Annotated in this window: 19 protein-coding genes; 7 read left to right on the plus strand and 12 right to left on the minus strand. The window is 51.3% G+C overall.

Annotated elements, in window-relative coordinates:
- The first annotated feature begins 126 nt into the window (after positions 1–126).
- Positions 127–1806 (plus strand): alpha,alpha-trehalase TreA, encoded by a 1680-nt coding sequence (treA, locus tag EDC52_RS13620; RefSeq protein ID WP_131865886.1) that lies wholly within the window; start codon positions 127–129, stop codon positions 1804–1806.
- Between the two features lie 9 nt (positions 1807–1815).
- On the opposite strand, the gene EDC52_RS13625 is transcribed toward treA, so the two are convergent.
- The 5 genes from EDC52_RS13625 to EDC52_RS13645 form a co-directional block, all read right to left on the minus strand.
- Positions 1816–3045 carry an acyltransferase family protein gene (locus EDC52_RS13625; RefSeq protein ID WP_131865887.1) on the minus strand — a complete coding sequence of 410 codons (1230 nt, stop codon included), beginning with the start codon at positions 3043–3045 and terminating at the stop codon, positions 1816–1818.
- A gap of 261 nt (positions 3046–3306) precedes the next feature.
- The gene (locus tag EDC52_RS13630) at positions 3307–3939 is read right to left on the minus strand and encodes a transglycosylase SLT domain-containing protein (protein ID WP_131865888.1); all 633 of its coding nucleotides are present in this window, start codon (positions 3937–3939) and stop codon (positions 3307–3309) included.
- Between the two features lie 89 nt (positions 3940–4028).
- Positions 4029–4988: a GTPase gene (gene yjiA / locus EDC52_RS13635; protein WP_131865889.1), complete on the minus strand. Its 960-nt coding sequence runs from the start codon at positions 4986–4988 to the stop codon at positions 4029–4031.
- A gap of 17 nt (positions 4989–5005) precedes the next feature.
- The gene (locus EDC52_RS13640; RefSeq protein WP_131865890.1) at positions 5006–5209 is read right to left on the minus strand and encodes a YbdD/YjiX family protein; all 204 of its coding nucleotides are present in this window, start codon (positions 5207–5209) and stop codon (positions 5006–5008) included.
- 70 nt (positions 5210–5279) lie between these two features.
- Entirely contained in the window at positions 5280–7430 is a 2151-nt protein-coding gene (locus EDC52_RS13645) for a carbon starvation CstA family protein (RefSeq protein ID WP_131865891.1), read from the minus strand.
- A 246-nt stretch (positions 7431–7676) separates the two neighbouring features.
- On the opposite strand from EDC52_RS13645, the gene amyA reads away from it, so the two are divergent.
- Positions 7677–9158, plus strand: a complete 1482-nt coding sequence (gene amyA / locus EDC52_RS13655; RefSeq protein WP_131865893.1) for an alpha-amylase — start codon at positions 7677–7679, stop codon at positions 9156–9158.
- 129 nt (positions 9159–9287) lie between these two features.
- Here the strand turns inward: amyA and EDC52_RS13660 are convergent, their stop codons facing one another.
- The 3 genes from EDC52_RS13660 to EDC52_RS13670 form a co-directional block, all read right to left on the minus strand.
- Positions 9288–10718, minus strand: coding sequence for a 6-phospho-beta-glucosidase (locus EDC52_RS13660; protein ID WP_131865894.1), 1431 nt, complete (start codon positions 10716–10718; stop codon positions 9288–9290).
- Between the two features lies 1 nt (position 10719).
- Positions 10720–12201 (minus strand): PTS cellobiose/arbutin/salicin transporter subunit IIBC, encoded by a 1482-nt coding sequence (gene ascF, locus EDC52_RS13665; protein WP_131865895.1) that lies wholly within the window; start codon positions 12199–12201, stop codon positions 10720–10722.
- Between the two features lie 322 nt (positions 12202–12523).
- Complete coding sequence (locus EDC52_RS13670; protein ID WP_131865896.1) at positions 12524–12778, minus strand: hypothetical protein; 255 nt, start codon at positions 12776–12778, stop codon at positions 12524–12526.
- Positions 12779–13037: 259 nt separating this feature from the next.
- On the opposite strand from EDC52_RS13670, the gene EDC52_RS13675 reads away from it, so the two are divergent.
- On the plus strand, positions 13038–14399 hold the full coding sequence (locus EDC52_RS13675) for a 2-hydroxycarboxylate transporter family protein (RefSeq protein WP_131865897.1): 1362 nt from the start codon (positions 13038–13040) through the stop codon (positions 14397–14399).
- A 99-nt stretch (positions 14400–14498) separates the two neighbouring features.
- On the opposite strand, the gene EDC52_RS13680 is transcribed toward EDC52_RS13675, so the two are convergent.
- The 4 genes from EDC52_RS13680 to EDC52_RS13695 all read right to left on the minus strand — a co-directional run bounded on the left by EDC52_RS13680 (position 14499) and on the right by EDC52_RS13695 (position 19834).
- On the minus strand, positions 14499–15215 hold the full coding sequence (locus EDC52_RS13680; RefSeq protein ID WP_230468049.1) for an oligogalacturonate-specific porin KdgM family protein: 717 nt from the start codon (positions 15213–15215) through the stop codon (positions 14499–14501).
- Between the two features lie 34 nt (positions 15216–15249).
- Positions 15250–16413, minus strand: coding sequence for a glycoside hydrolase family 88 protein (locus tag EDC52_RS13685; RefSeq protein ID WP_131865898.1), 1164 nt, complete (start codon positions 16411–16413; stop codon positions 15250–15252).
- Between the two features lie 243 nt (positions 16414–16656).
- Positions 16657–17898 (minus strand): oligosaccharide MFS transporter, encoded by a 1242-nt coding sequence (locus EDC52_RS13690; protein ID WP_131865899.1) that lies wholly within the window; start codon positions 17896–17898, stop codon positions 16657–16659.
- Between the two features lie 22 nt (positions 17899–17920).
- The gene (locus EDC52_RS13695; protein ID WP_131865900.1) at positions 17921–19834 is read right to left on the minus strand and encodes a DUF2264 domain-containing protein; all 1914 of its coding nucleotides are present in this window, start codon (positions 19832–19834) and stop codon (positions 17921–17923) included.
- Positions 19835–19956: 122 nt separating this feature from the next.
- Here EDC52_RS13695 and EDC52_RS13700 point away from each other — a divergent pair, with 122 nt between their 5' ends.
- The 4 genes from EDC52_RS13700 to EDC52_RS13715 all read left to right on the plus strand — a co-directional run bounded on the left by EDC52_RS13700 (position 19957) and on the right by EDC52_RS13715 (position 26259).
- The gene (locus tag EDC52_RS13700) at positions 19957–20811 is read left to right on the plus strand and encodes an AraC family transcriptional regulator (RefSeq protein WP_131865901.1); all 855 of its coding nucleotides are present in this window, start codon (positions 19957–19959) and stop codon (positions 20809–20811) included.
- A gap of 528 nt (positions 20812–21339) precedes the next feature.
- Positions 21340–21993 (plus strand): glycoside hydrolase family 25 protein, encoded by a 654-nt coding sequence (locus EDC52_RS13705; protein WP_131865902.1) that lies wholly within the window; start codon positions 21340–21342, stop codon positions 21991–21993.
- A gap of 401 nt (positions 21994–22394) precedes the next feature.
- Complete coding sequence (locus tag EDC52_RS13710) at positions 22395–24593, plus strand: ATP-dependent helicase (protein WP_165911719.1); 2199 nt, start codon at positions 22395–22397, stop codon at positions 24591–24593.
- Between the two features lie 283 nt (positions 24594–24876).
- Positions 24877–26259, plus strand: a complete 1383-nt coding sequence (locus tag EDC52_RS13715) for a D-arabinono-1,4-lactone oxidase (RefSeq protein WP_131865904.1) — start codon at positions 24877–24879, stop codon at positions 26257–26259.
- Positions 26260–26278 lie beyond the last annotated feature (19 nt).

The following is a 26278-nucleotide window of genomic DNA, read 5'->3' on the forward strand; positions in this document are numbered from 1 at the left end:
TCTTAAACTTAATATGCCTCATGATTCAACGTCATGAGCGTCGGTCTGCGTTCACCGTTCCGTTATCGGCCAGTGAATGGGTACTTAAGTTCATGCAGGAAAGTCAACTAAAGGAGAGACAAAACCATGCCGGAAAGACATTACAAAGGACTTCGTGTTGCCGTATTCGCCATCGCCCTGGCCTTGGGCACCAGCCCGCTTTTGCCGGCATCCGCCGCTGGGCAGACGGCAAGCCAGGCCACGGTCAACCTACAGGCTTCTGCGCCTTTGCCACCGGACCAAACGCTCGGCCCGCTTTTTAATGACGTACAGCTGGCGAAATTGTTTCCTGATCAGAAAACCTTCGCCGATGCGATTCCCCGTCAGGCCCCTGAGCAGATACTCGCCGATTATCTGCAGCAAAAGCAGCAACCAGGCTTCAGTTTGAAAAAATTCACTGAAAGCCGGTTTATCCTGCCGCAGGAAGCTGAACCCTATATACCGCCTGCCGGTCAGACCCTACGTCAACATATCGACGGACTCTGGCAGGTGCTGAGTCGCAAAACCGATCGCGTCGAGCCGCATGATTCACTGTTACCGCTGCCCAACAGCTACGTGGTGCCGGGCGGACGTTTCAGAGAAGTCTATTACTGGGACAGCTACTTCACCATGCTTGGCCTGGCCGAAAGCGGCAATTGGCAACAGGTGAGAAACATGACCGATAATTTCGCCTACCAGATTAGCCAGTACGGCCATATCCCCAACGGCAACCGCAGCTATTACCTCAGCCGTTCGCAGCCGCCTTTTTTCTCCTTTATGGTGTCACTGCTGGCAACCCATGAGGGTGATGAGGCGCTAAAACGTTATCAGGCCCCGCTCAAAAAAGAATATGACTATTGGATGGCCGGCAGCAATGGCCTGGCGAAGAATACCGCACGCCATCGGGTGGTCAGATTGTCGGACGGCAGTCTGCTGAACCGTTACTGGGATGAGCGCGACACACCGCGCACCGAATCATGGCTTGAAGATATCACTACCGCCAGGCAGGCTGCCGGGCGCGCGGCCGCCGATGTTTATCGAGATTTACGCGCCGGCGCAGCCTCAGGCTGGGATTTCAGCTCCCGCTGGCTGCGAGACCCTCATGATTTGTCAAGCATTCGCACTACCGCCATCATTCCAGTGGATCTCAATGCCCTGCTTTACCACCTGGAACGCACTCTTGCCAGGGCCAGTACTGTTGCCGGGCAGCCGGCCGAGGCCGGCCGTTATTCTCAACTGGCGGATGGAAGGATGACAGCCGTCAACCGGCTGCTGTGGAATGACCAGCAAGGCTATTATACCGACTTCGATTGGCAACTGGATAAACAGACTGCGCCAGTGACTGCTGCCACCCTTTTCCCGTTATATGTACAGATGGCACCGCGCGAGCGGGCAGTCAGGACCGGGGAGACTGTGCGCCGGCTGCTGCTTAAAGAGGGCGGACTGAGCACCACGACCGTTCATAATGGTCAGCAATGGGATGCGCCCAATGGCTGGGCACCGCTGCAGTGGGTGGCGGTAGAAGGCCTGGGTCATTATGGCCAGGACGCACTGGCCCAGGCTATCGGCAGTCGCTTTCTGACCAGTGTCCAGGCGCTTTATGAGGCTGAACACAAGCTGGTTGAAAAATATGCGGTTGAAGGAGAACAGCTGGGCGGCGGCGGCGGCGGCGAATATGCGCTGCAGGATGGTTTCGGCTGGACCAATGGCGTCACCCTGATGTTGATGGATAAATATTGCGCAGTGGTAGCCGGATGTCAGGCCAAGGAAGCCGAGACCGCTGATTGATGCCTGTCGTTAGCGTTCAAGGTATGAAGGTCCCCCCTGAGTCTGGCCGCTGCAAGCCTCTGGCTTGCGGTGGCCCAGCGCCATAAAGGGTTTTTCTATCTTCAGGTAACTCAAGGCGCTAAGCACAATAACGCCGACAAACGCTATTCCCAGTGCCGCCATCGCGCCCAGCCGGGGATAAACCCAGGTAAAAGACGCACTCAGCACCAGGCCGTGCAGCAGGTACGTGCTGTAGCTTATCAGGCCACTGAACCGCAGTGGCCTGGCGTTAAGCAGTCCCCACAGATCATTACCGGTCGCGGTAATGATAAAAAACAGACCGATAAGCAATACCGCCAGTCCGTTATAGGCGAAATCGAAAAGATAGAAACCCAGGCCGATAGCGGCCAACGCCACTATCCCCATCAGTGTTTTGAGCCATGGCCGCCGGTTTATAGCCGCGGTTTCAGCGCAAAATCCCGGAAATGTCTGCAGCGTGGCGGTCATCATGCCGCAAATAAAGGCAAACAAGATACTGAATTGAACCGAACTTATTACTGCCGACCAGTGCAACAGCAACAGGACAACCACCGTCCATGCCAGGGCACCGAGCCTGGGTCGTCCCTGCGCAAACCGACTGGCCAGCAGCGGAAACAGAACATAAAACTTGATTTCAATCGCCAAGGTCCAGAATACACCGCACAGAATCAGCCAGCCCGGTTTATGGTCGGTCAGGGTTTCCCCCTTGATAAAGCCAAACGACAGCCAGGAAGACAGTGATTTCACCAGGTAATGGGCGTCCATTCGTTCGGTAAAGCCAATCACCGAGGACAACAGATAGACGCCGGTAACCGCAACCAGATACATCGGCACCAGCCTGAACAGCCGGCGGCGGTAGAACACGCTGACTTGGCCGACGCCGTTTTTCAGCGCTTTGGTCCAGAACAGATAGCCGGTAATCATGAAAAATACCGTCACGCCAAAAGAACCCAACTGGGTCAGCACCCGATGCACCAGCGAACTGAAATCCGCGACATAACCGGCGTTGATCTCCCAGTGAGAATCGACAAACAGGTTGGTCATCAGGATACCGTGGTGAACGATAACGGCCGTGGCGGCTACGCCACGCAAGCCATCAATGGTGGAGATTTTGCCGTTATCATTCACTTCGGCGGCAAACTGCCGTTTCATCAGCGGATAAAGCCACAGGCAGGTGACAAAAGGGATCAGGCATAAAGACAGGTAAAACAGATCATGCATTAGTGGGTATGCTCGCCGGTGAACTAAACAGATAATGTTAGCTTATCCAACGCTGCAGGGGCAAATTGCCGGTGAAATGACTACTGCGGGTGAAATGAGTACATGACGAGGGGTTGCATAGCATTGCGGCTAGCATGCGCTCTTAATGAGAGACTGCTTTTCATTGGCTGTAAAATCATAAAAGGGCCTGGCTAATAATTACCCGTCCCTTTTTGATTCATCCTGCGCACCGGCGCCGCTGTAGCCGGGGAAAGCCGGTTATCAACGCATCGCCAGATAGGCGGTATTGACCTTCCATAGATAGCGTGGGGCCTGCGGAGCCGGGTGTTTTTCCTGGACATGACGGTAGAACTGCTCCGGCGTCAGCCGGTTTATTTTCGCCACCGCCAGATTCCTGTCGGATGAAAATGTGCGCAGCAATGCGCCAGCGCCGTTAACATAGGAAACGGTCATGGCATAACGGCGGGTTTCGGCGTTGGTGATACCTGCCAGCTGTTTTTGCAGAATACCCAGATAAGCGGTGCCGAGATCGATATTGGTGGCGGCATCCTTTAATTCATGGTTGCTGGGCTGTCCCTGACGGCCTTGCAGGCGATAGGCGTCGCGGCCGGCGGTCGAGGCTTTCAACTGCATCAGACCAATCGCATTGGACTTGCTCACCACGGTCGGATTGTAGCCGGACTCGACCTGGATAATGGCCCGGACCAGCGTTTCATCGACACCGTAGATACTGGACGCATTATGGATGTAATCACCATAGATGCCGCGATGCTGCTTGGCCGGCAGCAATTTCTGCTGCGGTGCACTGACCAGGCTGGGAGGCTGCTGCGCCACTTGTTTAGCGCAGCCCGCCAGACCCAGCACGGTAAACAAAACCAGAATGTTATGTTTCACGTTATCTCTCACATGGCGGTAACGAGTGCCAGCTTATACAGATTTATTATTAACGTGAATCTTTTTTTAACCGCAGCGGGGGCGGGACCTTATTCCAGCGCTGCAAATGCGGCGCGGATCTGCTCTTCGGGCAAGTTAATGCCGATGAACACCATGATGCTTTCACGCCGTTCATCCTGCCGCCACTCCCTGTCCCAATCAGCGCTGTAGAGACGCTGCACCCCTTGAAACAGCAGGCGGCGGGGGTCGTTCTCAATCTCCAGCAGCCCTTTGTATCGCAGCAGGCTATCGGCATAATCCAGCAGCAGCTGTTCCATCACCGCCGACACCTGGGCCAAATCCAGCGGACGGCTACAGGTGATAACGATGGAATAAATCGCGTTTTCGGGCTGCACCAGCGGCCTGAAGCGTGGTTTTTTCAGATCCAGGCGGTCATTGAGGATAAATCCCTCAACGTTAAACAGCGTCTCAAGCGAGGCCTCGCCCTGCACCACTTTATAGACCGGTGCCCGGGCATTGATCCGCTGCAGCCGTTCAATAAGCGGCTCACTGTCGCCGGCGATATCGGTTTTGCTGAGGATGATGCGATCGGCAAAGCCCACCTGGGCCTGGGCCAGCGGGAACTGACTCAATTGCTGGTCGGCATGTACCGCGTCCACCAGGACGATAACGCCATCCAGCAGAAAGCGCTGGCTGATGGTGGGATGTGAAAAGAAGGTCTGGACAACCGGCCCCGGATCGGCCATGCCGGTGCATTCAATCACCAGACGGGAGAAATCCAGCGTACCGCCGTCGATACCGTCAAGCAGATCCAGCAGGGCATTCTCCAGCTCATTGGCGCTGCTGCAGCAAATGCACCCATTGCTGAGGGTGGTGATCCGGGTTGCGCGGTCGCCGAGGATGCCGGAGTCAATCGGCACCTGACCGAATTCGTTTTCGATAACGGCGATTTTTTCGCCGTGGCTGGCATTAAGGATAAAGCGCAGCAGCGTAGTTTTGCCTGCGCCGAGAAAGCCGGTCAGAATAGTGGCCGGCAGTGGCTTGACCATGGGTATGTCCTCTTGGGCTAACAGCAGCGGAAGCCGCCTTTGCCGCTCCCGCCATAGCGCGCTTCCTGACGATCGCGAAAAAACGCTTCGTAGGTCATTACCGGCTTGTCGGGATGGTTGACCGCCATGTGCTGCACGTATTTATCGTAATCCGGGATGCCGACCAGCATGCGTGCCGCCTCTCCCAGATATTTACCTGCCTGACCCAGATTTCCAAACATAAGACCTCTTGAAAGCACCATGCCGGCGTCCTGTTATCGAACACGCCGGCGGTTGATTCTCTGGACGACCTTAATGGCCGGAAGAGATTTCTACGCCACCCTCAGGCACCGGGACAAACGGCGTTTCTTTATCCACACGTTCGGGCTTGTTACGAGCCTTGATCGCGGTCTTGATACCATAGAAGATTATACTGTAGACAACAATCAGGAACAGGATACTCAGCCCGGCATTGGTGTAGTTGTTGATAACAATGTGATGCATATTACTGATTTGCAGTTCAGTGACATCAGCACCCGCTTCGTTGATCTTCGCATTATAAGCACGGGCCAGATACAGGAAACCTTCAAGCTGCGGATCTTGACTGAACAGTTTCAGGCCCAGCGCCCAGGTGGTACAAATCAGCAGCCAAATGGCCGGCACCAGCGTGACCCAGATATATTGAGCGCGTTTCATCTTGATAAGCACCACGGTCGCCAGCACCAGCGCCACGGCGGCCAGCATCTGGTTGGAGATGCCGAACAGCGGCCACAGACTCTTGACGCCGCCCAGCGGATCAACCACGCCTTGATACAGCAGATAGCCCCACAGCCCGACACAGCCTGCAGTACCGATCATCCCGGCCACCAGCGAATCGGTTTTTTTCAGGAACGGCACGAAGTTACCCAGCAGATCCTGCAGCATAAAGCGGCCTGAACGGGTACCTGCATCCAGCGCGGTCAGAATGAACAGCGCTTCGAACAGGATACCGAAGTGATACCAGAAGCCCATATCGGCGCCGGGAATGATTTTGTGGAATACGTGGGCTATACCTACCGCCAGAGTCGGTGCGCCACCGGCGCGGTTAAGCACCGAAGGTTCGCCGATATCGCGGGCTGTCTGCAGGATCTCCTCCGGGGTAATCACAAAGCCCCAGGAACTGACGGTCACCGCCGCCTGCGTCGTTACATCTTTCAACTGCGCCATGATAAGCGGTGCATCTGCGGTGCCGAGGTTATGCAGGTCGGGCATGGTAATGCCCAGTGCCGCCGGCGGGGTATTCATGGCAAAATACAGGCCGGGTTCAATGATGGATGCCGCAACCAGCGCCATAATGGCGACAAAGGACTCCATAAGCATCGCGCCATAGCCAATGAAGCGGGTGTCATTTTCGCTGGCCAGCAGTTTTGGCGTCGTGCCTGAGGCAATAAGCGCATGGAAACCGGATACCGCGCCACAGGCGATGGTAATAAACAGGAATGGAAACAGAGCGCCCTTCCACACCGGTCCGGTCCCGTCGATGAACTGGGTGGTGGCCGGCATTTTCAGACTCGGGTTCAGAATCAGAATACCCACCGCCAGACCGACGATAACGCCGATTTTCAGGAAGGTCGCCAGGTAGTCGCGCGGCGCCAGAATCAGCCACACCGGCAGCAGCGCGGAGACAAACGCATAACCGATAAGCGTATAGGTAATGGTGGTGTCTTTAAAGGTCAGCGCCGGCCCCCAATACGGGTCAGCGGCAATCACCCCACCCCCCCAGATAGCCAGCAGCAGTAACACTACCCCTAATACCGACACCTCTCCGACCCGTCCAGGCCGCAGGAATCGCATATAGATCCCCATGAACAGCGCAATCGGCACAGTCGAGCAAACGGTGAACACGCCCCAGGGGCTCTCCGCCAGCGCTTTGACCACGATAAGGGCCAACACCGCCAGGATAATGATCATGATAAGAAAGCAGCCGAACAGCGCAATAGTGCCCGGCACCGCGCCCATTTCTTCCTTGATGATTTCGCCCAGCGACACGCCATTGCGCCTGGACGACAGGAACAGCACCATAAAGTCCTGCACTGCCCCAGCCAGTACTACCCCCGCCAGCAGCCAGAGGGTGCCGGGAAGATAGCCGACCTGGGCGGCCAATACCGGCCCGACCAGTGGCCCCGCACCGGCAATGGCGGCAAAATGGTGGCCGAACAGCACGTTGCGATTGGTGGGTACATAGTTAAGGCCATCATTATTGACCACCGCTGGGGTAGCCCGGTTAGGATCAAGCCGCATCACTTTGGTGGCGATATACAGGCTGTAATAACGGTAGGCCACCAGGTAGACGGCAATAGAGGAAACGACGATCCACAGGGCGCTGACATGCTCGCCGCGACGCAGCGCAACCACCGCCAGGCAGAATGCGCCGATGATGCCGATAATGAGCCAGGGTACATGTTTGAGGAGTTTATTTTTCATATAATGCACTCGTTAATGTTATACATTTGCGGGTACTTTATGCCCACGGCAAGCCAGGAAAAGCGTTATTTTACTGAGGGGTCAAATACCGAGACGAACGGTCAAATGACGGGTTAAACGGTTGGCTATGGCAAGCTTAAGATACGAACCCGCCCCCTGGCGGAACATTATTATTTCCCTCCATGTGCTTTTTGGTGTCTTTCTTCCATACTTCATTTTCACTCTGTCGAGAAAGGCCACCACCTGATGCGCAACCCCACGCTGATGCAGTATTTCCACTGGTATTACCCTGATGGCGGCAAACTGTGGCCAGAGGTGGCCGAGCGTGCCGGCTGGCTGGCAGAAATAGGCATCAGCACAGTCTGGCTGCCGCCCGCTTATAAAGGGGATTCAGGCGGCTTTTCGGTCGGTTATGACACCTACGATCTGTTTGATCTCGGCGAATTCAACCAAAAAGGGACCCGTGCGACCAAATACGGTGATAAAGCACAACTGCTTACGGCCATTGATGCGCTGCATGCCAATGGAATAGCCGTGCTGATGGATGTGGTGCTCAACCATAAGATGGGCGCCGATGAAAAGGAAATCATCCGGGTTAACCGGGTTGATCATGAAAATCGGCAGGATATCGAAGACCGCATAATCCAGGCCGAAGGATGGACCAAATTCACCTTTCCGGCCCGTGAGGGAAAATACTCACGCTTTATCTGGGACCAGCACTGTTTCAGCGGCATCGATGTGATTGAAAACCCTGATGAGCAAGGCGTATTCAAAATCGTCAATGACTATACCGGCGAAGGCTGGAACCAGGAGGTAGATGACGAATTAGGGAATTATGATTACCTGATGGGCGCCAATGTGGAGTTTCGCAATCCGTCAGTCGCCGCCGAGCTTGAGCACTGGGCATGCTGGCTAATGAATGAAACCCACTGCGACGGCTTTCGGCTGGATGCGGTCAAACATATTCCCGCCTGGTTTTATAAAGACTGGATCGAGCAGGTACAGGACGCCGCCGACCAACCGATGTTTATTGTGGCGGAATACTGGTCCCACGAAGTGGCTGCCCTGCAGCATTATATTGAGAAGGTTGATGGCAAGACCATGCTATTTGATGCGCCGCTGCAAATGCATTTTCACCATGCCTCAGTACAGGGAGCGGATTACGATTTGCGTACCCTGTTCGACGATACGCTGGTCGGCGCCGATCCATTCCATGCGGTTACGCTTGTGGCAAACCATGATACCCAGCCACTGCAGTCCCTTGAAGCACCGGTTGAACCCTGGTTCAAGCCGCTGGCCTATGCCCTTATCCTGCTGCGCGAGCAGGGTGTGCCCACGGTGTTTTACCCTGACCTGTTTGGCGCGTCATATCTGGGCGATGGCCAAGATGGCAACCCCTGCACCGTCGATATGCCGGCCATCACTGAGCTTGAAACGCTGATACGCGCCCGTCAGCACTATGCCCACGGCAGCCAAAGCGACTATTTTGACTCGCCCCAGTGCATTGCCTTTAGCCGTAGCGGTACCGAAAGCGAACCGGGCTGTATCGTGGTGCTGTCCAACGCCGGTGAAGCCGAAAAGCCCATCGATGCCGGCGCACATTTCGCCGGAACCTGCTGGCGCGATCTGCTGGGCCACTGCCAGGATAACGTCACCTGCAATGAAAACGGCACCGGTCAGTTCCGCTGTCAGGCCGGCAGCGTCAGCGTCTGGGTACTGGCCGACTGACGCCGGGGACCCTGTCCGCCCGGAAGCCGACAGTGCCTGGTTACTGGCCGACTGGCGTCAGGGACCCTGTCCGCCCGGAAGCCGACAGTGCCTGGTTACTGGCCGACTGGCGGCAGGGGCCGCTTGCTGCTAGTCCAGCTGCTCGCCGTTGGAGGCAATGACCTTTTGATACCAGTAAAAGGATTTTTTCCTCAGCCGGTTGAGCGTACCGCCGCCGGCATCGTCCCGGTCGACATAGATAAACCCGTAGCGCTTAGCCATCTCACCGGTGGAAGCGGCGACCAGGTCGATACACCCCCATGGGGTATAGCCCAGCAGCGGTGCCCCATCGCCAATCGCCTGCTTCATGGCTTTGATATGCTCACGCAGGTAATCTATGCGATAGTCATCGGCGATATCGCCATCCTCGCCGACCACATCCCGGGCTCCCAAACCGTTCTCCACCAGGAACAGCGGCTTTTGATAGCGGTCATAGAGCGTATTAATGGCGATGCGCAGTCCAAGCGGATCGATGCCCCAGCCCCACTCACTGGCGTTGATCCAAGGATTTTTCAATGATTTCACCACATTGGCGGCACTGGTATTGCCTTCATTCATGTCCGCCGAGGCGCAGCGCGACGCATAGTAGCTGAACGAAACGAAATCCACGGTGTTTGTCAGGATTTCACGGTCGCCCGCTTCCATTTGCACGACAATCTGCTTATCGGCAAACATCCTGGCGGCATAGGCCGGATAGGCCCCTCTGGCCTGGACATCAATAAAGAATAGATTTTCCCGGTCTTTCTCAAGTGCCGCCCAGACATCTTCGGGCTTACATGAGTAAGGATAAAAATTACCGCCGGCCAGCATACAGCCGACCTGGTTAGCTGGGTTTATCTCATGGGCAATGCGCGTCACCGATGCGCTGGCCACCAGTTCATGATGGGCCGCCTGGTATTTGACTTGCTCCTTGTTTTCCCCTTCCTTGAATAGCAGGCCGGCACCGGAGAACGGGCTGTGCAACAGGATATTGATTTCATTAAATGTCAGCCAATACTTCACCAGGCCATTGAATTCGGTGAAGCAGGTGCGGGCATAACGTTCAAAAAAACCGATCATCTTACGATTGCGCCAGGATCCGTACTGGTTTACCAGATGAAGCGGCACATCGAAATGGCAAAGCGTGACCAGCGGTTCAATGCCGTATTTTTTACATTCACTGAACAGGTCCTGATAGAAACGGATGCCTTCCTGATTGGGCGTGGTTTCGTCGCCATTGGGATAAATACGACTCCAGGCAATAGAGGTCCTGAACACCTTGAATCCCATTTCAGCCAGCAGGGCGATATCTTCTTTATAACGATGATAAAAATCTATTGCCTGATGGCTGGGATAATATTCATCCTCGGCAATGCCGACCTTATCGACCAGGCCCAGCTTGACCGCCATCCGGTGCTTGCCGTGCGGGATCACATCAACCGTGGTCAGCCCTTTGCCGCCTTCCAGATACGCGCCTTCCGCCTGGTTGGCGGCGATAGCGCCGCCCCACAGAAAGTCTGCTGGAAATGATATATCACTCATGCTAATTTCCTTTTGCCGTGGCGCCGGCCATCGCCGACGCCGAAGTTACGCTTTCGCCGTCGGTCGCAACCGGGGCCGGGCTATCGACCTTCTTCTCCGGGATATCCTCAAAGCCAATCATAAGCGTCAGGACAAACGACAGCACCACCGATAGCACCATGACACCGGCCACCCAGACAATACTCATTGGGTTGAGGGCGTCAAAAAACTGCACACTGGTAAACAGTCCCGGAGACGCCATCGAATGACTGGCCAGCCCGCCTATGCCAGCAACCGCTCCGCAGATAAAACCACTGATAAGACAGGCAATCAGTGGGCGCTTTAAACGCACTGCCACGCCATACAGCGCCGGTTCGGAAATACCGGCCACAATTGCCGATGCGGCAGCTGCCAGCGCCGTCTGTCGCAGTTCACTGTTTTTGGTCTTGAAGGCCACCGCCAGGGAAGAACCGCCGAGAGAAAGATTGGCGCCGATTTCCGATGGCATCACCATCGCCTCTTTGCCGGTCTCGGCTATGGTCTGGATAATGGTCGGGGTAAAGACGCGATGCATACCGGTCATGACCAGCAACGGCCACAGGCCGCCCATAATGGCTACCGCCAGCCAGCCCAGGCTGTTATGGACGGTATACACTACTTTGGAAATGCCGGTACCAATCCAGATACCCGCCGGGCCAATGATGATGATGGCGACCGGTGCGGCGATAAGCACGATTAGCATCGGCTTAAGGAAGTTTTTGGTCACCGCCGGTGTGATGCGATCCACCCCGCGTTCAATATATGACAGCACCCAGGTCATACAAAGCGCCGGAATAACCGTATAGGTATATTTCACCGGTGACACCGGAATCATTGAAAAGGTGACCTCGGTTCCCTGGGCCGCCTTGGCCATCAGATCGATAAAATTGGGATGTATCAGCACACCGGCGATGGCGATAGCCAGCGACATATTGGTTTTGAACTTGATGGATGCCGAGGCCGCCACCATCACCGGCAGGAAGAAGAAGGCACCGTCGCCAATGGTATTAAGAATGATAAGTGATGAAGAGCCGGTCTCGAACACGCCCAGCATATCGAGCATCATCGCCAGCAACTTGACCATTGACCCACCGATAATCGCCGGTATCAGTGGAGACATCGTGCCAATCAACGCATCAAGAATGCCGGCGCCAATCACCCGAGACGTCAGCCTGACCTTTTTCTTACCCTTCGCTTCCAGGCTTTGGTCACCAAAATCGCCCTGCTTAAGCACTTCTTTATAGGCATAAGAGACGTTATTACCGATAATCACCTGGCATTTGTCATCGTTGTGCACCACCCCCATCACGCCATCGACGGTTTTAAGCGCAGCGACATTGATGAGGCTCGGATCTTTGACCACAAAACGCAGCCGAGTCATGCAGTGGGTAACGGCGGCAATATTGCTGATTCCGCCCAGGTTTTCAACAATTGCGCGGGAAATTGGCGCGTAATCTTTAGCCATTGCTCAGGTTCCTGCTTAATGTTTATCCATCGAGTCCGGCGCAGGAAGGCATTAGGTTGTAATCGCTTTCATTACATCCTCGCCTTTAACTCATCGGTATGCTTTGAGATCAGCCCGGCGAAATGTTACGGGTAACTTGTAACGATTACATTCTCTTTACATGTAGCGGGTAGAACAAGAGAAGAAAAAGAAATGTGCCTTTAAATGCATTAGTGATCACAATCTGCAAAAGGAAAAATTGCAAGTGTTACATTATTATGTGCTATCAATCACATTTTAAGCCAGCCACAGGGGCAATCGATGAGTTCTCCTCTTCAGGCAGTCACCGCTCAATCCACTGCCATGTCGCACTCAGCAGGGTGACCCGCCCGTTCAGCAGACTTATCTGACTTATCAGAATCAACAGACCCAGCAAACTTATCAGGCCCAGCAGACTTATCAGACTCAGCAAACTTATCAGACTCAGCAAACTTATCAGACTCAGCAAACTCAGCAAACTCAGCAAACTTTGCAGGTTCAGCACGTTCAGCACGTTCAGCACGTTCAGCACGTTCAGCACGTTCAGCAGGCCCAGCAAGGTAATTCTTGCCGTTCATCAGGCCTATTAATCTACATGGATATAATTCAGTCGCGCCGTCAAAAGCAATACCTCCTGAACCGGGGTAATACGCATGCTATATAACTGGCTGTTGCTATAACTGAGTAAAAAAGTATTTAAAGTAATAATTATTGCGACAATCATTACTTCCTTAGAAAATCCGCTTAAGGCATCCATCTTATAGTGATGCGACTATAATTTTTCAGGTTTCCGCCATGATGACGTTAGAGGCTTGAATATGAATATCCCTGATGATGCTTATTTTTTATCGAAAAAATCCAAGTGCAAGTCATTCATGGAGCGGGGGCGCGAAATTATAGTCCAGATGAAAATAGGCATTTTTCCCTTACCCTTATTTTTATTGGCAGGTGGATTGATTACTTTTGAATGCATTAATGAGAGTTTATCCAGTGATATCGTGGTCATGGTAGCCACCTTGGCATTTTTTGGTTTTGCCTGCGCCGAGTTCGGTAAACGACTACCGATAGTAGGTAAAATGGGGGCGGCGCCGATTTGCGCTGCTTTTATTCCTTCGGCGCTGGTTTATTACGGTTTCCTGCCGGACTTGCTTCGCAGCTCGATTTCGAGCTTCTTTGAATCCAGCCATATTCTCTACCTGTATATCTGCTGCATTATCGTCGGCAGCATTATGAGCATGAACCGGACAACGCTTATCCAGGGTGTGATGCGTATTTTTTTCCCGCTGCTGTGCGGCGAAGTTGTCGGCATGAGCGTCGGCATGGGCGTCGGCATGGCACTGGGTATGGAACCTTTCCATCTATTCTTCTTCCTGCTACTGCCCATCATGGCAGGTGGAATAGGTGAAGGCGCCATTCCACTGTCTATGGGCTACGCCGTGCTGCTGAACATGGATCAGGGTACGGCGTTTGGCCGCATCCTGCCCATTGTCATGCTGGGCAGCCTGACGGCTATCATCATTGCCGGCAGCCTGAATCAACTGGGCAAGCGTTTCCCCCATTTGACCGGAGAAGGTGAACTGTTGCCGGCCGGCAACGGTTTTTCTGCGTGTACCGCTGCTCCTGGTATCACGCCGTCCGGTGCTGATCTTCCTGTTTCCGCTATCGCTTCAGGGGTCTTACTGGCGGTACTGTTGTATATGGTGGGCATGCTAATCCATAGACTGGTCGGCTTGCCGGCACCGGTCGGCATGCTTTTTGCGGCAGTGATTATGAAACTTTGCCATGCTGTCTCCCCAGAAATACAAGCAGGATCTAAAAGAGTATATTGCTTTTTTCAGGCCTCGGTTACCTATCCGATCCTGTTCGCGGTGGGTGTTGCCATCACTCCTTGGGAACAGCTGGTTGACGCCTTCACGCTGCCCAATCTGCTGGTGATTGCCAGTACCCTCTGTGCCCTGGTCGGAACCGGATATTTGGTCGGCACGAAAATCGGCATGCATCCGATTGATGTGGCCATCATATCCTGCTGCCAGAGCGGACAAGGCGGAACCGGTGATGTGGCTATCCTTACGGCCGGCAACCGTATGATGCTGATGCCGTTTGCTCAGATAGCCACACGGATTGGCGGAGCCATCAACGTCTCTCTGGCGCTGCTGCTCCTGAGTCAATTAGCGGCCTGAATTTATCTTGACCAACGTAAACCCGGCACGCGTGCCGGTACCCGACTTAGCGTGGTTGAATTATCAGCTTAAAAAAAGCGACTCATAACCGCTCCGCGCTTAAAAATAATAGCGTATGCCAAGCCGAATGCGGTACTGCTCAGCATTGTTGCCCACATCGCGATCCAGCCAGGAGAGTTGAATAAAGGGCCGCCAGGCCTGGGTCATTTTCCAGGTGAATTTATTGTTCAGTTCCCAACTGTGATCCTTACCATTCTTTCGGTTGTACTCGTTGCTATTGAGATAATAATTAGGTTCAAATTCATAGCTAAGCACATCATTGATTTTATAATTGACCACTAAAATAAGTTGATGGCTGTCGTTATAGTTCATCTCTTTATTCAGATCTTTGGTCTCGTAATTCATATGATTGTAACGGTACTTGAATGCCATCGCCAAATCATCAGTAATAACATAGCCCAATTGCGCATACGGCGCGGTTGTTGAACCTGCGTTAGTTGAATTAATCAGTCCGCCGGCATAGAATGTCAGGTCATCGTTAATCTTCCATAATGGATACCATCCTTCAACTTCATCAAAGCTGTGTTTCAGTTGATCCAGTTTGCCGGTGTTATAGGCACTCTGGTATATAAGCCCAGCGCCATTCTGGAAGTTATACCCAGCCCCTACTTTGAATTGATGTTCTTCAGAAGCACTGTTCCAGGCTTCACGCACTTCCAGATATCCACCGGCAAAACTTTGTGCTGAAAAGGCGAATAAACAGGTGACAGAAAGTAAAATTATTCTATTCATGATAAAAATTCCAAAGTCAATCATCCTCCAGAGGAGGATGAATATGATTATTATATGATTACCAATAAGCGGGTAACGGAGCAGCCAGGCGAGAAATCAATTCAAAGAAAAAATAATCCCCCCAGGTGCTGTATTCGTCCACCCCCCGTTTTTTATTCATGTTATAAACCGAATGCTTCAAATATCCACTTTGGTCATGCTGGTCGTCGACATAGCTAAGGCTCAATTCTTTAGCCATAAGTAATGCGGCTTCGATAAACTTTTTTTGCAAGGGGTCAAGTACCGAAAGATACTTGGCAAGCTCCAGTAAGCCACAGGCGGCAATGGCGGCTGCAGAGCTATCACGATGCGTATCCGGTTCAGTCAAGGCCAAATCCCAATAGCATATTTTGTCTGCAGGTAAATGCGCCAGATAATACTCGGCAGTTTCTCTGGCTGCATTAAGGAAACGGTCATCACCGGTGTAACCATAGCTCAGTGTAAACCCATATATTGCCCAAGCCTGGCCCCTCGCCCAGCATGAATTGTCGGCATAGCCTTGGTGGGTAGAACCTTTAAGTGGCTCACCACTGTGCACATCCATGTAAAAGGTATGGAAGGTTGAAAAATCATCACGTAACAGGTAGTTATAAGCTTGTTCCGCATGATTGAAAGCCAGCTCAGCGTATTGTTTGTGGCCGGTTTCACGGGATGCCCAGTAGAGCAGTGGCAGGTTCATCAGGCAGTCGATAATCATACGCCCCTGCTGCTGCGGATCGCTCAAATCACCCCAGGCCTGAATAATCCGCGCCACCGGCAGATAACGGCTGATAAGCGCATCCGCCGCCGCCAGCGCATATTGGCGAGCAGATTCATTGCCTGACAGATGCCAGGCATTGACGCATGACAGGGAATACAAAAAACCCAGATCATGGGTATCCAGATCATGCTGCAAATCCAGACGCTCACCAAAGTCCCGCACCTGTTTATCCAGTTCTTCAGCGAAGACTTTATCCCCCGTAAGCTTCCAGGCCAAGCCAGTCATGCCGCTCCAGAATCCAGTGGTCCAGTCGGTATTGCCGGTTAACGGATATTGCCCATCAATGCTGCATGCCGCAGGATATTTTCCGGAGAAATGCTGCAATTGATGTTTTAGCTTATCCGTAATTTTTTTCGCCACCTGGCTCAGGTCAAACTCATATTTAAGGTACGACTTGTCGTTTGATCTAATATCAAATGTCATATATCTTTCTCTTTTATTGACAGCAGTTACTTGAAATTAATTTTAAATACCTCTAGCACATATACCTGCTTAAAATATATATGTTTCAATCTGGTGCTTAAGTTTAATAAGATACATCCAAGTACATGATTAGCATGCGTTCATTAACTGTTACGGTATTTAACTGAAGTGAAATCCTTCAATTAACCCTCTTGAAATATGAATCTATTTGCATGCCAACTGGATCGAGTTGATATTTCCGCCCTAGCTGTGCACCTGGACGGTATCCAGTTTAACTTCCACCTTTTCTTTGGAAAGGACGAATATCGACAGTAATGAGAAAAATATTATCACTCCGCCCATAATAAAATATGCATCGCCGAAACCGATTTTGTCATACAGCGCCCCAATCGGTGCAGACATAAAAATAGTCCCCACATAAATAAAGCACTGATAGCCAATCAGATACATGGTCGAGTTCACCTTTTTATCAAAGTGATTAGCAATATATTTGAACACTGCAATCAGCAGCAATGAGTTTTCCAGACCATACAGTGGTTTGATAAAGGCAATCATCAGCGGGCCGGTGGCAAAGCCAGACACGACCAGCCTGGCGCCAATCAGCAAGCCGGCAAATATAAGCGTCTTGCGTGCGCCAATCTTGTTTACCAGCAAAGGAACAGTCAGCATTGAGATAAACTCGACGATCGCCTGCACCGTACTTAGATAACCATACCAGGTGTTACCTATCGAACTGCCTTTGAAGAATGAGACAAAATAGCGCGGAAACTGTTGTTCGGCGATATGCATAATCCAGACTATCCCAGCCACATAAAAAACAAAGCGCCAGAATGTACCCTGCCTGAGCAGGTTGCCGACATCCGGAAGGCTGATTTTTTTAGCCGGCACCACTTCATTTTCTTTGTTATCTGCCGCTGGAATTTTGATGCTGATAAGCAATGCCAGCATGATGAGAGAGGTTATGCTGCTGATGGTAAAGTTAATCACCGGCGACATGTTGAACAGAATACCGGCAAATGAGGCGGTGACGGCAGCGCCACAGGAACCCCACATTCTGATGCGTCCGAATTCGAAGCCCTTGAGACGCCCGAACCTGTCGCAGTACGACTCGGAAACACCGATACCGGCATACCACGCCAGGCTGAGATATAACGCCCCCACCACCACGCCGATGGAAAAATGACTGATAAGCAGCGGATGATAAACGTAGACGAAAAAAGGCATCAGTAACGAGGACATTATTGCGACAAAATAAAGCAAATATTTCTTCATACCGAGTTTATCGGTGATGTAGCCATAGAATGGTTTTAGCACTACGGCAAACGCGCCATTCACCGCAAACACCGCACCTATTTCAGCACTGGTCAGGGTGGCATGTTGTCCCAGCCAAATTGCGTACAGGCTGAAACTCATGGTCCAGACGACAAAGTATAAAAACATGAAGGCACTGATTTTGATATAATCAATGCGATTATCAACGGCCATAATTAACTCCACTCATGGTAGATTAAATAAAGAGGTTAAATGTTTTATTTTCTACATTGATGCTTATTTTTTCTTTCTCCAATACGATTTCTGGTTTTAGGTTATGACGTTTAAATTCACCCTGCCCCGCATTGACCAGGCTTGCCAGAAGGGTTCTTCCGGGTAATAGATTTTTTCTCAATACCGGAACACCGCTGCTACAGGGAAAAATAATATTACTGCCCGGCGGTGACAGGACAAGGTCGCTATGCCGCGTCACATCGGGTGAGATATCCTTGATGCTGGAATAAAGCTGGAACTTATCGCTTATAACGCACCCTTCGGCCGGATCGAATCGGTGTTCGTTTGGCATTGAAACCGGCAGCGGAAAGCCTCCTTCGACCGACTCCAGCGCGCGGCCAGACTGGATAATATGGATACGCAGATGCCCTGCATCCAGAGGCATCAGCCAGGAGTTGACCTCAACATCCGGCCAGGGAAACCACTGCGTAAAGATGCGATCCGACGCCGTTTTGGTTCTCTGACTGTTTAGCCGTCCTCGGTAATAACCATCAAACTCCGAAAACAACAGCGAAGAATCACATGCGTTCAACTCAATGCCATATCGGCTGCGTTCCAGATTAAAACCCAGTAAAGAGGAGTAGGCAAATTTGCCGTATTTACTTTCGCTGTTATTGTAATTTTTGGCGGGGAATTGGCCGGCATTGAGCAAATAATGATGATGATTAATTTTATCATCATGCACAATATGGCCGGCGTGCGGCATAGACCGGGTTGTCTCCCGTTGCGGGAGCGGCTGCTCCTGACATAGCCAAAAAGGATGTTCCTCGCCTAACGCCAGGATCAAAAAAGCTTTACAAGCCCAATAAGGAGATCCGGGCGCATTATAATCTTCGGCAATCAGTGGATTGCTGTAGCTGTAGCCCACGGTCATAACACCGCGGCTATCGCACATATCCTGTTGCAGCCACCAACGCAGGTTTCTAAGGATTATTCCTTTGATAATCCCTAACGGCACACTATCCAGCCCGGCAAAGGCAGCGGCACTCCAGAATGCCGCTTGGGCAAACCGATAGGTCAGGCTGCGCCCAAAAGGAATGGCTGAACCACTCTGGTCAAACATATAGATAAAATCATGGGCAAATACCGTCGCCCGCTGGCGCAAAATGGCGCATCGTTCAGGATCTTTATCCCTCATGACGGTTGAATAAATCAGGCCGTAATAATGCAAGGCCATGGCGTTGTAATAATCACGGGGACGGTTTTCACCATCGCTGTACCAGCCATCGCCCAGATAATAACTGTCTAACAGAGTGAAATGCTGTTCAATAGTTTCTTTTGAATAGTTATCTCCAGCCAGACATAATCCGGTTTCGATCATAATGGGGAAAAATGACCAATTATTTTTTGGCAATTTGACTTCACGGATCTGGTTCAGCCAGGCAATCAATCGCTGCCGTTCAAGCGCCGATAAATGTTGCTTAAATTGTTGCGCCGACAGCATTAGCCCACAACCAAATACCGCCATTTCGACACTACGCTGGTCAAAATCAGTCACATCTCCCCAGTAAGCCGGGCTTGCCGGGTCTGTGCCTTGGGCAATTATTCTAAATATCGCCTTCACGTCTATCGGGTGATCTTCCCCCGATGAAATCACTGGAAATACTCCCCAAAGCAACCGGCAGAATGTTTCCATCGCGGCGATTTTTTCGCCATATAACGGAACCATGCCACCCAGCGTAATCCCGGCAGCATTCTCTTCCCGCTGGTTCCATACCGATTCGAACAAAGATTCAAACCAGTTTATAACCGCACCTCGTGATGATAAATCGCTAAAATTATTTGACTTTACATTCATAATCTTGGCACCGGTTTTTTTTGTGAAACATTGTTTTAGAGATTCATTTTCTGCAGCTAAAATATTGCCTAATACCAACTCATAGCGTTATGGTGATCACAAATTTCAGTCAAGAAATTGGCAGACATAAGAAATTATCTTTTTTTAGGATTTAATTTCACTATCATGAAGAAAAATTATACTTTAATGACATCTTAACTATGACCAACACCTCATTGCTTGATTTGATACAGTACGACGACTTTTACACCGAGTTCAGGCGGGTTAGCGGCAAAAGCGTCGACTATTACCATTGGCATCAGTGTCTCGAAGTTCTCTATATTGAAAGCGGCGTGGGGTTAGTGGTAGTCGATAATCAAAAATTTACCCTGAGGCCAGGGCGGTTATTTGTATTTCCCCAAGGAAAACTGCATAAAGTTAAAGTGGATAATTCAACTAACAATATTTACATCCGATCCATAGTCCATATGGACTCAGCGGTGGTTTCTTCCTACCTCAGGCCATTTAGCACGTCGCATAAAATATTTCTAGAAATTTCCTCGCCTGAAGAGAAAGTGTCAATTTATGATCTCAACGAGTACAAAGACTATATGAAAGGCATATTGGATCTATTTTCTCAAAGGTACAGCAACAGCACTAAAAAGTGTGACGCTATCGCTTTACTGTTGCTCAACATAATTGAAATTTTACCCAATGGGGTGCATATCAGTGCTGGCAAGTCAGGCACACTTTCATCCAAGATCATGAACTATATCGAGGAAAAATACTTATCTAAAATCAGCCTGGAAGACATTGCTGCTCATCTGAATGTTTCAGGCAGTTATGCATCAAGAACCTTCAAAAAAGAAACCGGCGGTACGATTCAGGAATATATCATCATTCGCCGTATTAGACACTCGTGCTTTTTACTTGAAGAAAGCGATGATTCCATTGCTGTCATTGCTGAGAAATCTGGTTTTAAGTACGTAACTTATTTTATAAAATGTTTCAGTGAAGTTACCGGCTTGACGCCACTGCGCTATAAAAACAGTATCACAAGGAAATTAACCCAATGAGATAATCATTTAATGACTGGCCCTCATGGTGCTATTTTTAGTCAAGGGTGCTACTGTTTAAATGCACTTTTAAAATGAGCCGGACGACGATCACAAGTATCTAACAAGCTTTTCCTTTTGCAGGATTCATTTGGATTATTCATTTGGATTATTCATTTGGATACTACAGTGGGAATGTCCTTGTAATGCGTCCCTGCGCGTTACAACCTTAAGTAATTTATTTCTGATATCGGCTAGAATGAATTTCATCAGTATGTTGAGCAGAATAAATTGCATCAGTATGTTGAGCAGAATGAATTTCATCAGTTTGTTGAACAAAGTGGCTTGTAGCCATCTGTTCTGCTGATCTCACGACCCAGCAAAAAATTATCAAGTAGCTGCTGAAGGGTGAAGGGCATGTTTTTTATGACGATAGAAATTTAAATAACCGCACAACAACTGTAAAAGTTTACTTCTACTCTCGATAAAACAATGACAATCTACTATCGCTAAAACCTCTCAGCCAAATATCGCCTTAAAGGGATTCATATGAACAATTCAATTATAGCTATATCCAGCCATCAGGGAAGTATCGAATGGAATACCGTATTTAACAAAGGTGGGGTCAGCCATGCTTTTTCAAGATTAGGCGAAGGTGCTGATTTTCTTGATCATAGCTTTGATGGAAATTTCAAATCATCAAAGGATGCTGGCCTCAAAGCCGGGGCCTGGCATATTTTCCGCGCCCGCTCAAGCACGCCGAATCAGCAGGCTAAAACGATTATTGAGAAATTGAAAGGTGTAGGCTTTACCAGTGAAGATAGTTTTGTATTTGAGGTTTATAATAAGAGAGGAGATAATAAGGATGCAAGTCGCGAAGAAATGGCTAATAATTTACATGCGTTAATAACGATAATTAATAGTTCGGAATTACCTATCAGCAATAGGCAACTTTATATTAAAACCAATATCGACACCTGGAAAAACAGCCTTGCCTGGGATAAGCACCCAGACACTTTCAGGCGCTGCAACCTGTGGGTCGAGCAGTGGCAAGATAGTTCCGGAAAACCAGACCAACCCCAACCTCTCCAGCCTTGGAGTGAGGGTAAGTGGACATTCTGGGAATATTCTCAAAAAGGCCGCGTCGACGGCATTAAAACCGACGTGCTTATCAGCAAAGCTAATGAGCATAGTTCCAGCTAATGCAGAAAGTTCGACCACCCGCGTTAAACTTCCGGGCAACCCAATGAAAAGCAAGGGTATCCGCATGAAAAGCACGGGCAACCCAATGACAAGTACGGGCAATTCCATGAAAAGTACGGGCAATCCCGAAAAGTACGGGTGCATGCACGAAAAGCATGGGCACGCGACTCTTTTAAACTAACCCACCCTTCACAAGGTTTACAGTGCAGATAGTGGCAAAGAGAGAAGTCTTCAGCAAGAGAGAGTCCTGAGAAAAAGAGCAGTCACCCGGTGGTGAGTAATGGGTACTAGCAATGGCTGTCTGCGCTAGAAAGCCCACGGTACAACGGTAAGTGGGCTCCGGCTGAATGCGGGTAGGCTTATCCAGCAATGCACGCAATTTCAGCGCTATACTAGACCCTATGAAAAATACACATTTACCGGATCATTCCGGCGGGCCGGCAGCAGCGACGCATGAGCACGATGGGCCTAATAGCGCACAGCAGGATGCCATAACCTCCACCGAAGGGGCGATACGCATCATTGCCGGAGCCGGTACCGGCAAAACCCGCACCCTGACCGATCGTTACTGCTATCTGGTCTCTATGCTGGGCGTTGCGCCAAGAAATATCATGTGCGTCACTTTTACCAATCGGGCGGCCAATGAAATGAAGCGGCGGGTGCGGCGCACGCTCGGCGATCTTGATTTGGGGATGATCTGTACCTTTCACGCCTTCTGTGTACAGTTGCTGAAAGAAGATATCCACCTACTCAATTTCCCACGCAACTTTATTATCCTGGATATGGAAGACCTTAAGCAGATGCTGCTGAAGATATTCAGTGATATGGGGCTGACCCTGCGCGACACCACGATCAAACGCACCTTGGATGAGGTGCTGGAAGCCCGTAAGCTCCAGGCTACCGGCTATATTGACGATATTTACCAGTTGAATAATGAGCAGCTTAAAGCCCGTTTTGTCACCGCCCGCGATCGAGACGAGGAGATATTTCTGCGCTATATCTATGAGCAGAAAAAATGCTTTGGCTGCGACTTCAATGACCTGATTAATTTTGCCACCTGGATCCTGGAGAAATTTCCTGACGTCAGGCACAAGTGGCAGGACCGCATGCAGTATGTGATGGTGGACGAATTTCAGGACGTCAGTAAGCGGCAGTACCAGCTGGCGAGGTTGCTGGCGGGCAAACACGGCAATCTGTTCATCGTGGGCGATCCGGATCAGACCATTTACTCCTGGCGCGGCGCCCATCTACGTCTGTTTCTCGATTTTGACAAGGTGTATCCGGCAGCGAAAACCATTGCGCTGACGATGAATTATCGCTCCAGCCCGCAGATTCTGGCAGCGTCCAACCACCTTATCGAACAAAACCAGGTGCGCGTTGAAAAAACGCTGCAGGCGCAGCAGACTGAGGGTCCAAAGCCCAGCTATTACCATGCCAAAAGCGAACGGCTCGAGGCCGAATGGATAGCGGAACGTGTCGCAGAGCTGCAGGCAAAAGGCATCAACAGCAATGATATCGCCGTCCTCTACCGCGCCCATTTTCTGACGCGGGCGCTGGAAGAATGTTTTATCAGCCGCGGGCTGCCCTATACCATCTTCAGCGGCGTGGCATTTTATGGTCGGCGTGAAATCAAAGACGTTATCTGCTACCTGCGAATGGTCACCGGTGCAGATGACCTGGCTTTGCTGCGTACCATTAACCTGCCATCCCGGCGAATAGGTAAAAAGAGGTTGGCAGCTCTCGCGGTACTGGCCGAAGAACGCGCGCTTTCTCTTTATCAGGCGCTGAAGGAAAATCTGGACCAACCCATGTTCAAAGGTACCGATGCCCGGCAATATGTGGCCGCCATCGAACAGGTCCGTCAGCAGCGCGCTGTCCTGACGTTGGGTAATCAGTTGCAGATGTTGCTGGATCTCAGCGGTTACGAAGGTCTGTTAAGGCTTTCCGGTGATCAGGAGCGGCTCGATAATTTGGCTGAACTCAAGCGCAGCGTGCAGCAGGCCGGCGATGAGGATGAGGAAGCTACGCTGGAAGAATTCCTTGAACGGGTCGCGCTGTTTACTTCCCTGGACCAGGAATCCGAGCATGCCACTCTCAAATTGATGACCATTCACAGCGCCAAAGGAATGGAATTTCGGTATGTTTTTATCTGCGGAATGAATGAAGGGGTGTTTCCCGGTCGTCGTATCAGCTCGATCGAAGAGATGGAGGAAGAGCGCCGGCTGGCCTATGTCGCGATGACCCGCGCCAGGGAGGGCCTTTATCTGAGCGATGCACAAGGGGTAGCCAACGACGGCCTGTTCAAATACCCGTCCAGGTTCATTTTTGATGCCGGTGCCCAGCATATTGATTTCCTGGTGCCCCTAGAGCCAGCCATGCATCCTGAGGGGCGATCCAATGATGCGACCAATGGCTTCATCTCCGCAGTCCAGGACCCGATGGACCGTTTTCGCCCCGGCGATCGGGTGATGCATCCCGTGTTCGGCAGCGGTACGGTAAATGCATCCCATCCGGATGAATTCGCTTATGCGGTAAAATTCGATGGACTGCCAACCGAACGCAGCATGCAGTTCAATGCCCCATTACAAAAAATCACCTAAGCCCGCCAACCCTTTATCCAGCGCCGTTAAACAGTTAAGGCGCACGATGGGTAATAAAAATCGCCTCATGATGATGTAACGTTTTACCTTATCAATGCACGATCATTCAGCACTCAGGCGAGTGAGTCAGCGCTGGAGTCGTGTCTTACGGCAGTTTAAGCTAGGCTATACGATGGCGTGCGCGTTACCCCCTACCATTAACGACGCGCCGATCGCTTTAGGCGGATAACAAGACCGATAACGGCCAGCAGGGTTTATTATTTTATACACAAGGAGATCATCGGTGAATAAAGACGACGACGTTTTCCCAACACGCCATCCCGACACAGACCAGGCGGACTCCCGGCTCTGGAATTGGGCCCAGAACAGCAGCCTGGGCCAACGTGAGGCGGTACGTCAGCCTGAAAACCAGTCCCAGCTGCAGGAAATCATTGCCGGCAGCCGGGGCCATATCAACATCCTGGGCAGCCGCTACTCCCCTGGACGCATGCTAAGAGTGCAGGACCCGGATGATATCCTGCTGGACGCCGGCCTACTGCGCGGTCTTATCGGTACTGCCGATGATACCGCCACTTTCGCCGGCGCCACACCGCTGCAGGATGTCTACGATACCTTGACCGGTCTCGGGCGCATGCTGCCCTCCTCCCCCGGCGTCATTGCCGCGCAGACTCTGGCGGGCGCCATGGCCACCGGCACCCATGGTCAAGGGCTGTATCAAAGTTCTATTGCCGACGAAGCCGTGAACATCCGTATCATGCTGGCGGATGGCAGCATTGAAGAATTTGCCGCTGATCACCCGTATTTCGGCGCTGTGCAGGTTTCGCTGGGCGCTCTTGGGGTCATTCTCGAAGTGACGCTGCGTACCGTACCGCTCGGTATTTACACCTGCTACAAAAATGCCTGCAGCGCTGACGATCTCTCCTCATCGCTGACCCAGTGGAACCAGGACTTTGCCCTCAGCAAAGCCTGGTGGTTTCCGGAAGATAATCAAGTACATGTCTGGAATGCCCGCCAGGCAACCCAGGAAGAAGTACAGCTGTGGCAAGATAATGGCCGCCAAATCGTCAATTACTCGGCAGGCAATGACACGCTCAATACCACCATCGACCAGACGCTGCAGCACATGCAGAACGACACCCGCATCAAAGATGAACACGGCAAGCCGTTCAAAACCGTCACGCGGTTCAAAGATTTTTCAGATGTGATAGGCGATGTATACCAGGTATTCTGCCGCGGCATCGCTACGCCGCAGATCAATATTGAAATCGGTATTCCCTTGAGCCGGGCGCCTGAGGTTATCGAGAAAATCAGGCAGTGGCATGCCCTGACACACCCCCATATGCATTACCCGATCATCCTGCGCTGCACCGGCGCCTCATCAGCCTGGCTCAGTCCGGCTTATGGCGAAGCGACCTGCTTTTTTGGCTTTGTGGTGTATTACGCTGAAGACGGCACGCTGTCGCCGGACGGCATGCATTTTCTCAGTGAAGTGGAAAAACTGCTAGCCAAAGAAGGGGGTCGACCGCACTGGGGTAAATACTATCGTCGCGGGCTTTACCAGTGGTCTGACATTTATCCCAAATGGGATTCCTTTCTTCAGGTCAGACATCATCTGGATCCGGAAGGAAAATTCAGCAATCGGTTTGTTGGCGATATCCTGAGCTGATAGCTGAGCCACAGACGCG

Source organism: Biostraticola tofi, assembly GCF_004343195.1.
Lineage (GTDB): Bacteria > Pseudomonadota > Gammaproteobacteria > Enterobacterales > Enterobacteriaceae > Biostraticola > Biostraticola tofi.

Excerpts from the sequence above, each read along its gene's own strand:
- EDC52_RS13705 (WP_131865902.1), top strand. The coding sequence starts at position 21,340 with ATGAACAATTCAATTATAGCTATATCCAGCCATCAGGGAAGTATCGAA.
- EDC52_RS13660 (WP_131865894.1), bottom strand. The coding sequence starts at position 10,718 with ATGAGTGATATATCATTTCCAGCAGACTTTCTGTGGGGCGGCGCTATC.
- EDC52_RS13640 (WP_131865890.1), bottom strand. The coding sequence starts at position 5,209 with ATGTTTGGAAATCTGGGTCAGGCAGGTAAATATCTGGGAGAGGCGGCA.
- EDC52_RS13710 (WP_165911719.1), top strand. The coding sequence starts at position 22,395 with ATGAAAAATACACATTTACCGGATCATTCCGGCGGGCCGGCAGCAGCG.
- EDC52_RS13685 (WP_131865898.1), bottom strand. The coding sequence starts at position 16,413 with ATGACATTTGATATTAGATCAAACGACAAGTCGTACCTTAAATATGAG.
- amyA (WP_131865893.1), top strand. The coding sequence starts at position 7,677 with ATGCGCAACCCCACGCTGATGCAGTATTTCCACTGGTATTACCCTGAT.
- treA (WP_131865886.1), top strand. The coding sequence starts at position 127 with ATGCCGGAAAGACATTACAAAGGACTTCGTGTTGCCGTATTCGCCATC.
- EDC52_RS13625 (WP_131865887.1), bottom strand. The coding sequence starts at position 3,045 with ATGCATGATCTGTTTTACCTGTCTTTATGCCTGATCCCTTTTGTCACC.
- ascF (WP_131865895.1), bottom strand. The coding sequence starts at position 12,201 with ATGGCTAAAGATTACGCGCCAATTTCCCGCGCAATTGTTGAAAACCTG.
- EDC52_RS13680 (WP_230468049.1), bottom strand. The coding sequence starts at position 15,215 with ATGATTGACTTTGGAATTTTTATCATGAATAGAATAATTTTACTTTCT.
- EDC52_RS13700 (WP_131865901.1), top strand. The coding sequence starts at position 19,957 with ATGACCAACACCTCATTGCTTGATTTGATACAGTACGACGACTTTTAC.
- EDC52_RS13645 (WP_131865891.1), bottom strand. The coding sequence starts at position 7,430 with ATGAAAAATAAACTCCTCAAACATGTACCCTGGCTCATTATCGGCATC.
- yjiA (WP_131865889.1), bottom strand. The coding sequence starts at position 4,988 with ATGGTCAAGCCACTGCCGGCCACTATTCTGACCGGCTTTCTCGGCGCA.
- EDC52_RS13690 (WP_131865899.1), bottom strand. The coding sequence starts at position 17,898 with ATGGCCGTTGATAATCGCATTGATTATATCAAAATCAGTGCCTTCATG.
- EDC52_RS13675 (WP_131865897.1), top strand. The coding sequence starts at position 13,038 with ATGAATATCCCTGATGATGCTTATTTTTTATCGAAAAAATCCAAGTGC.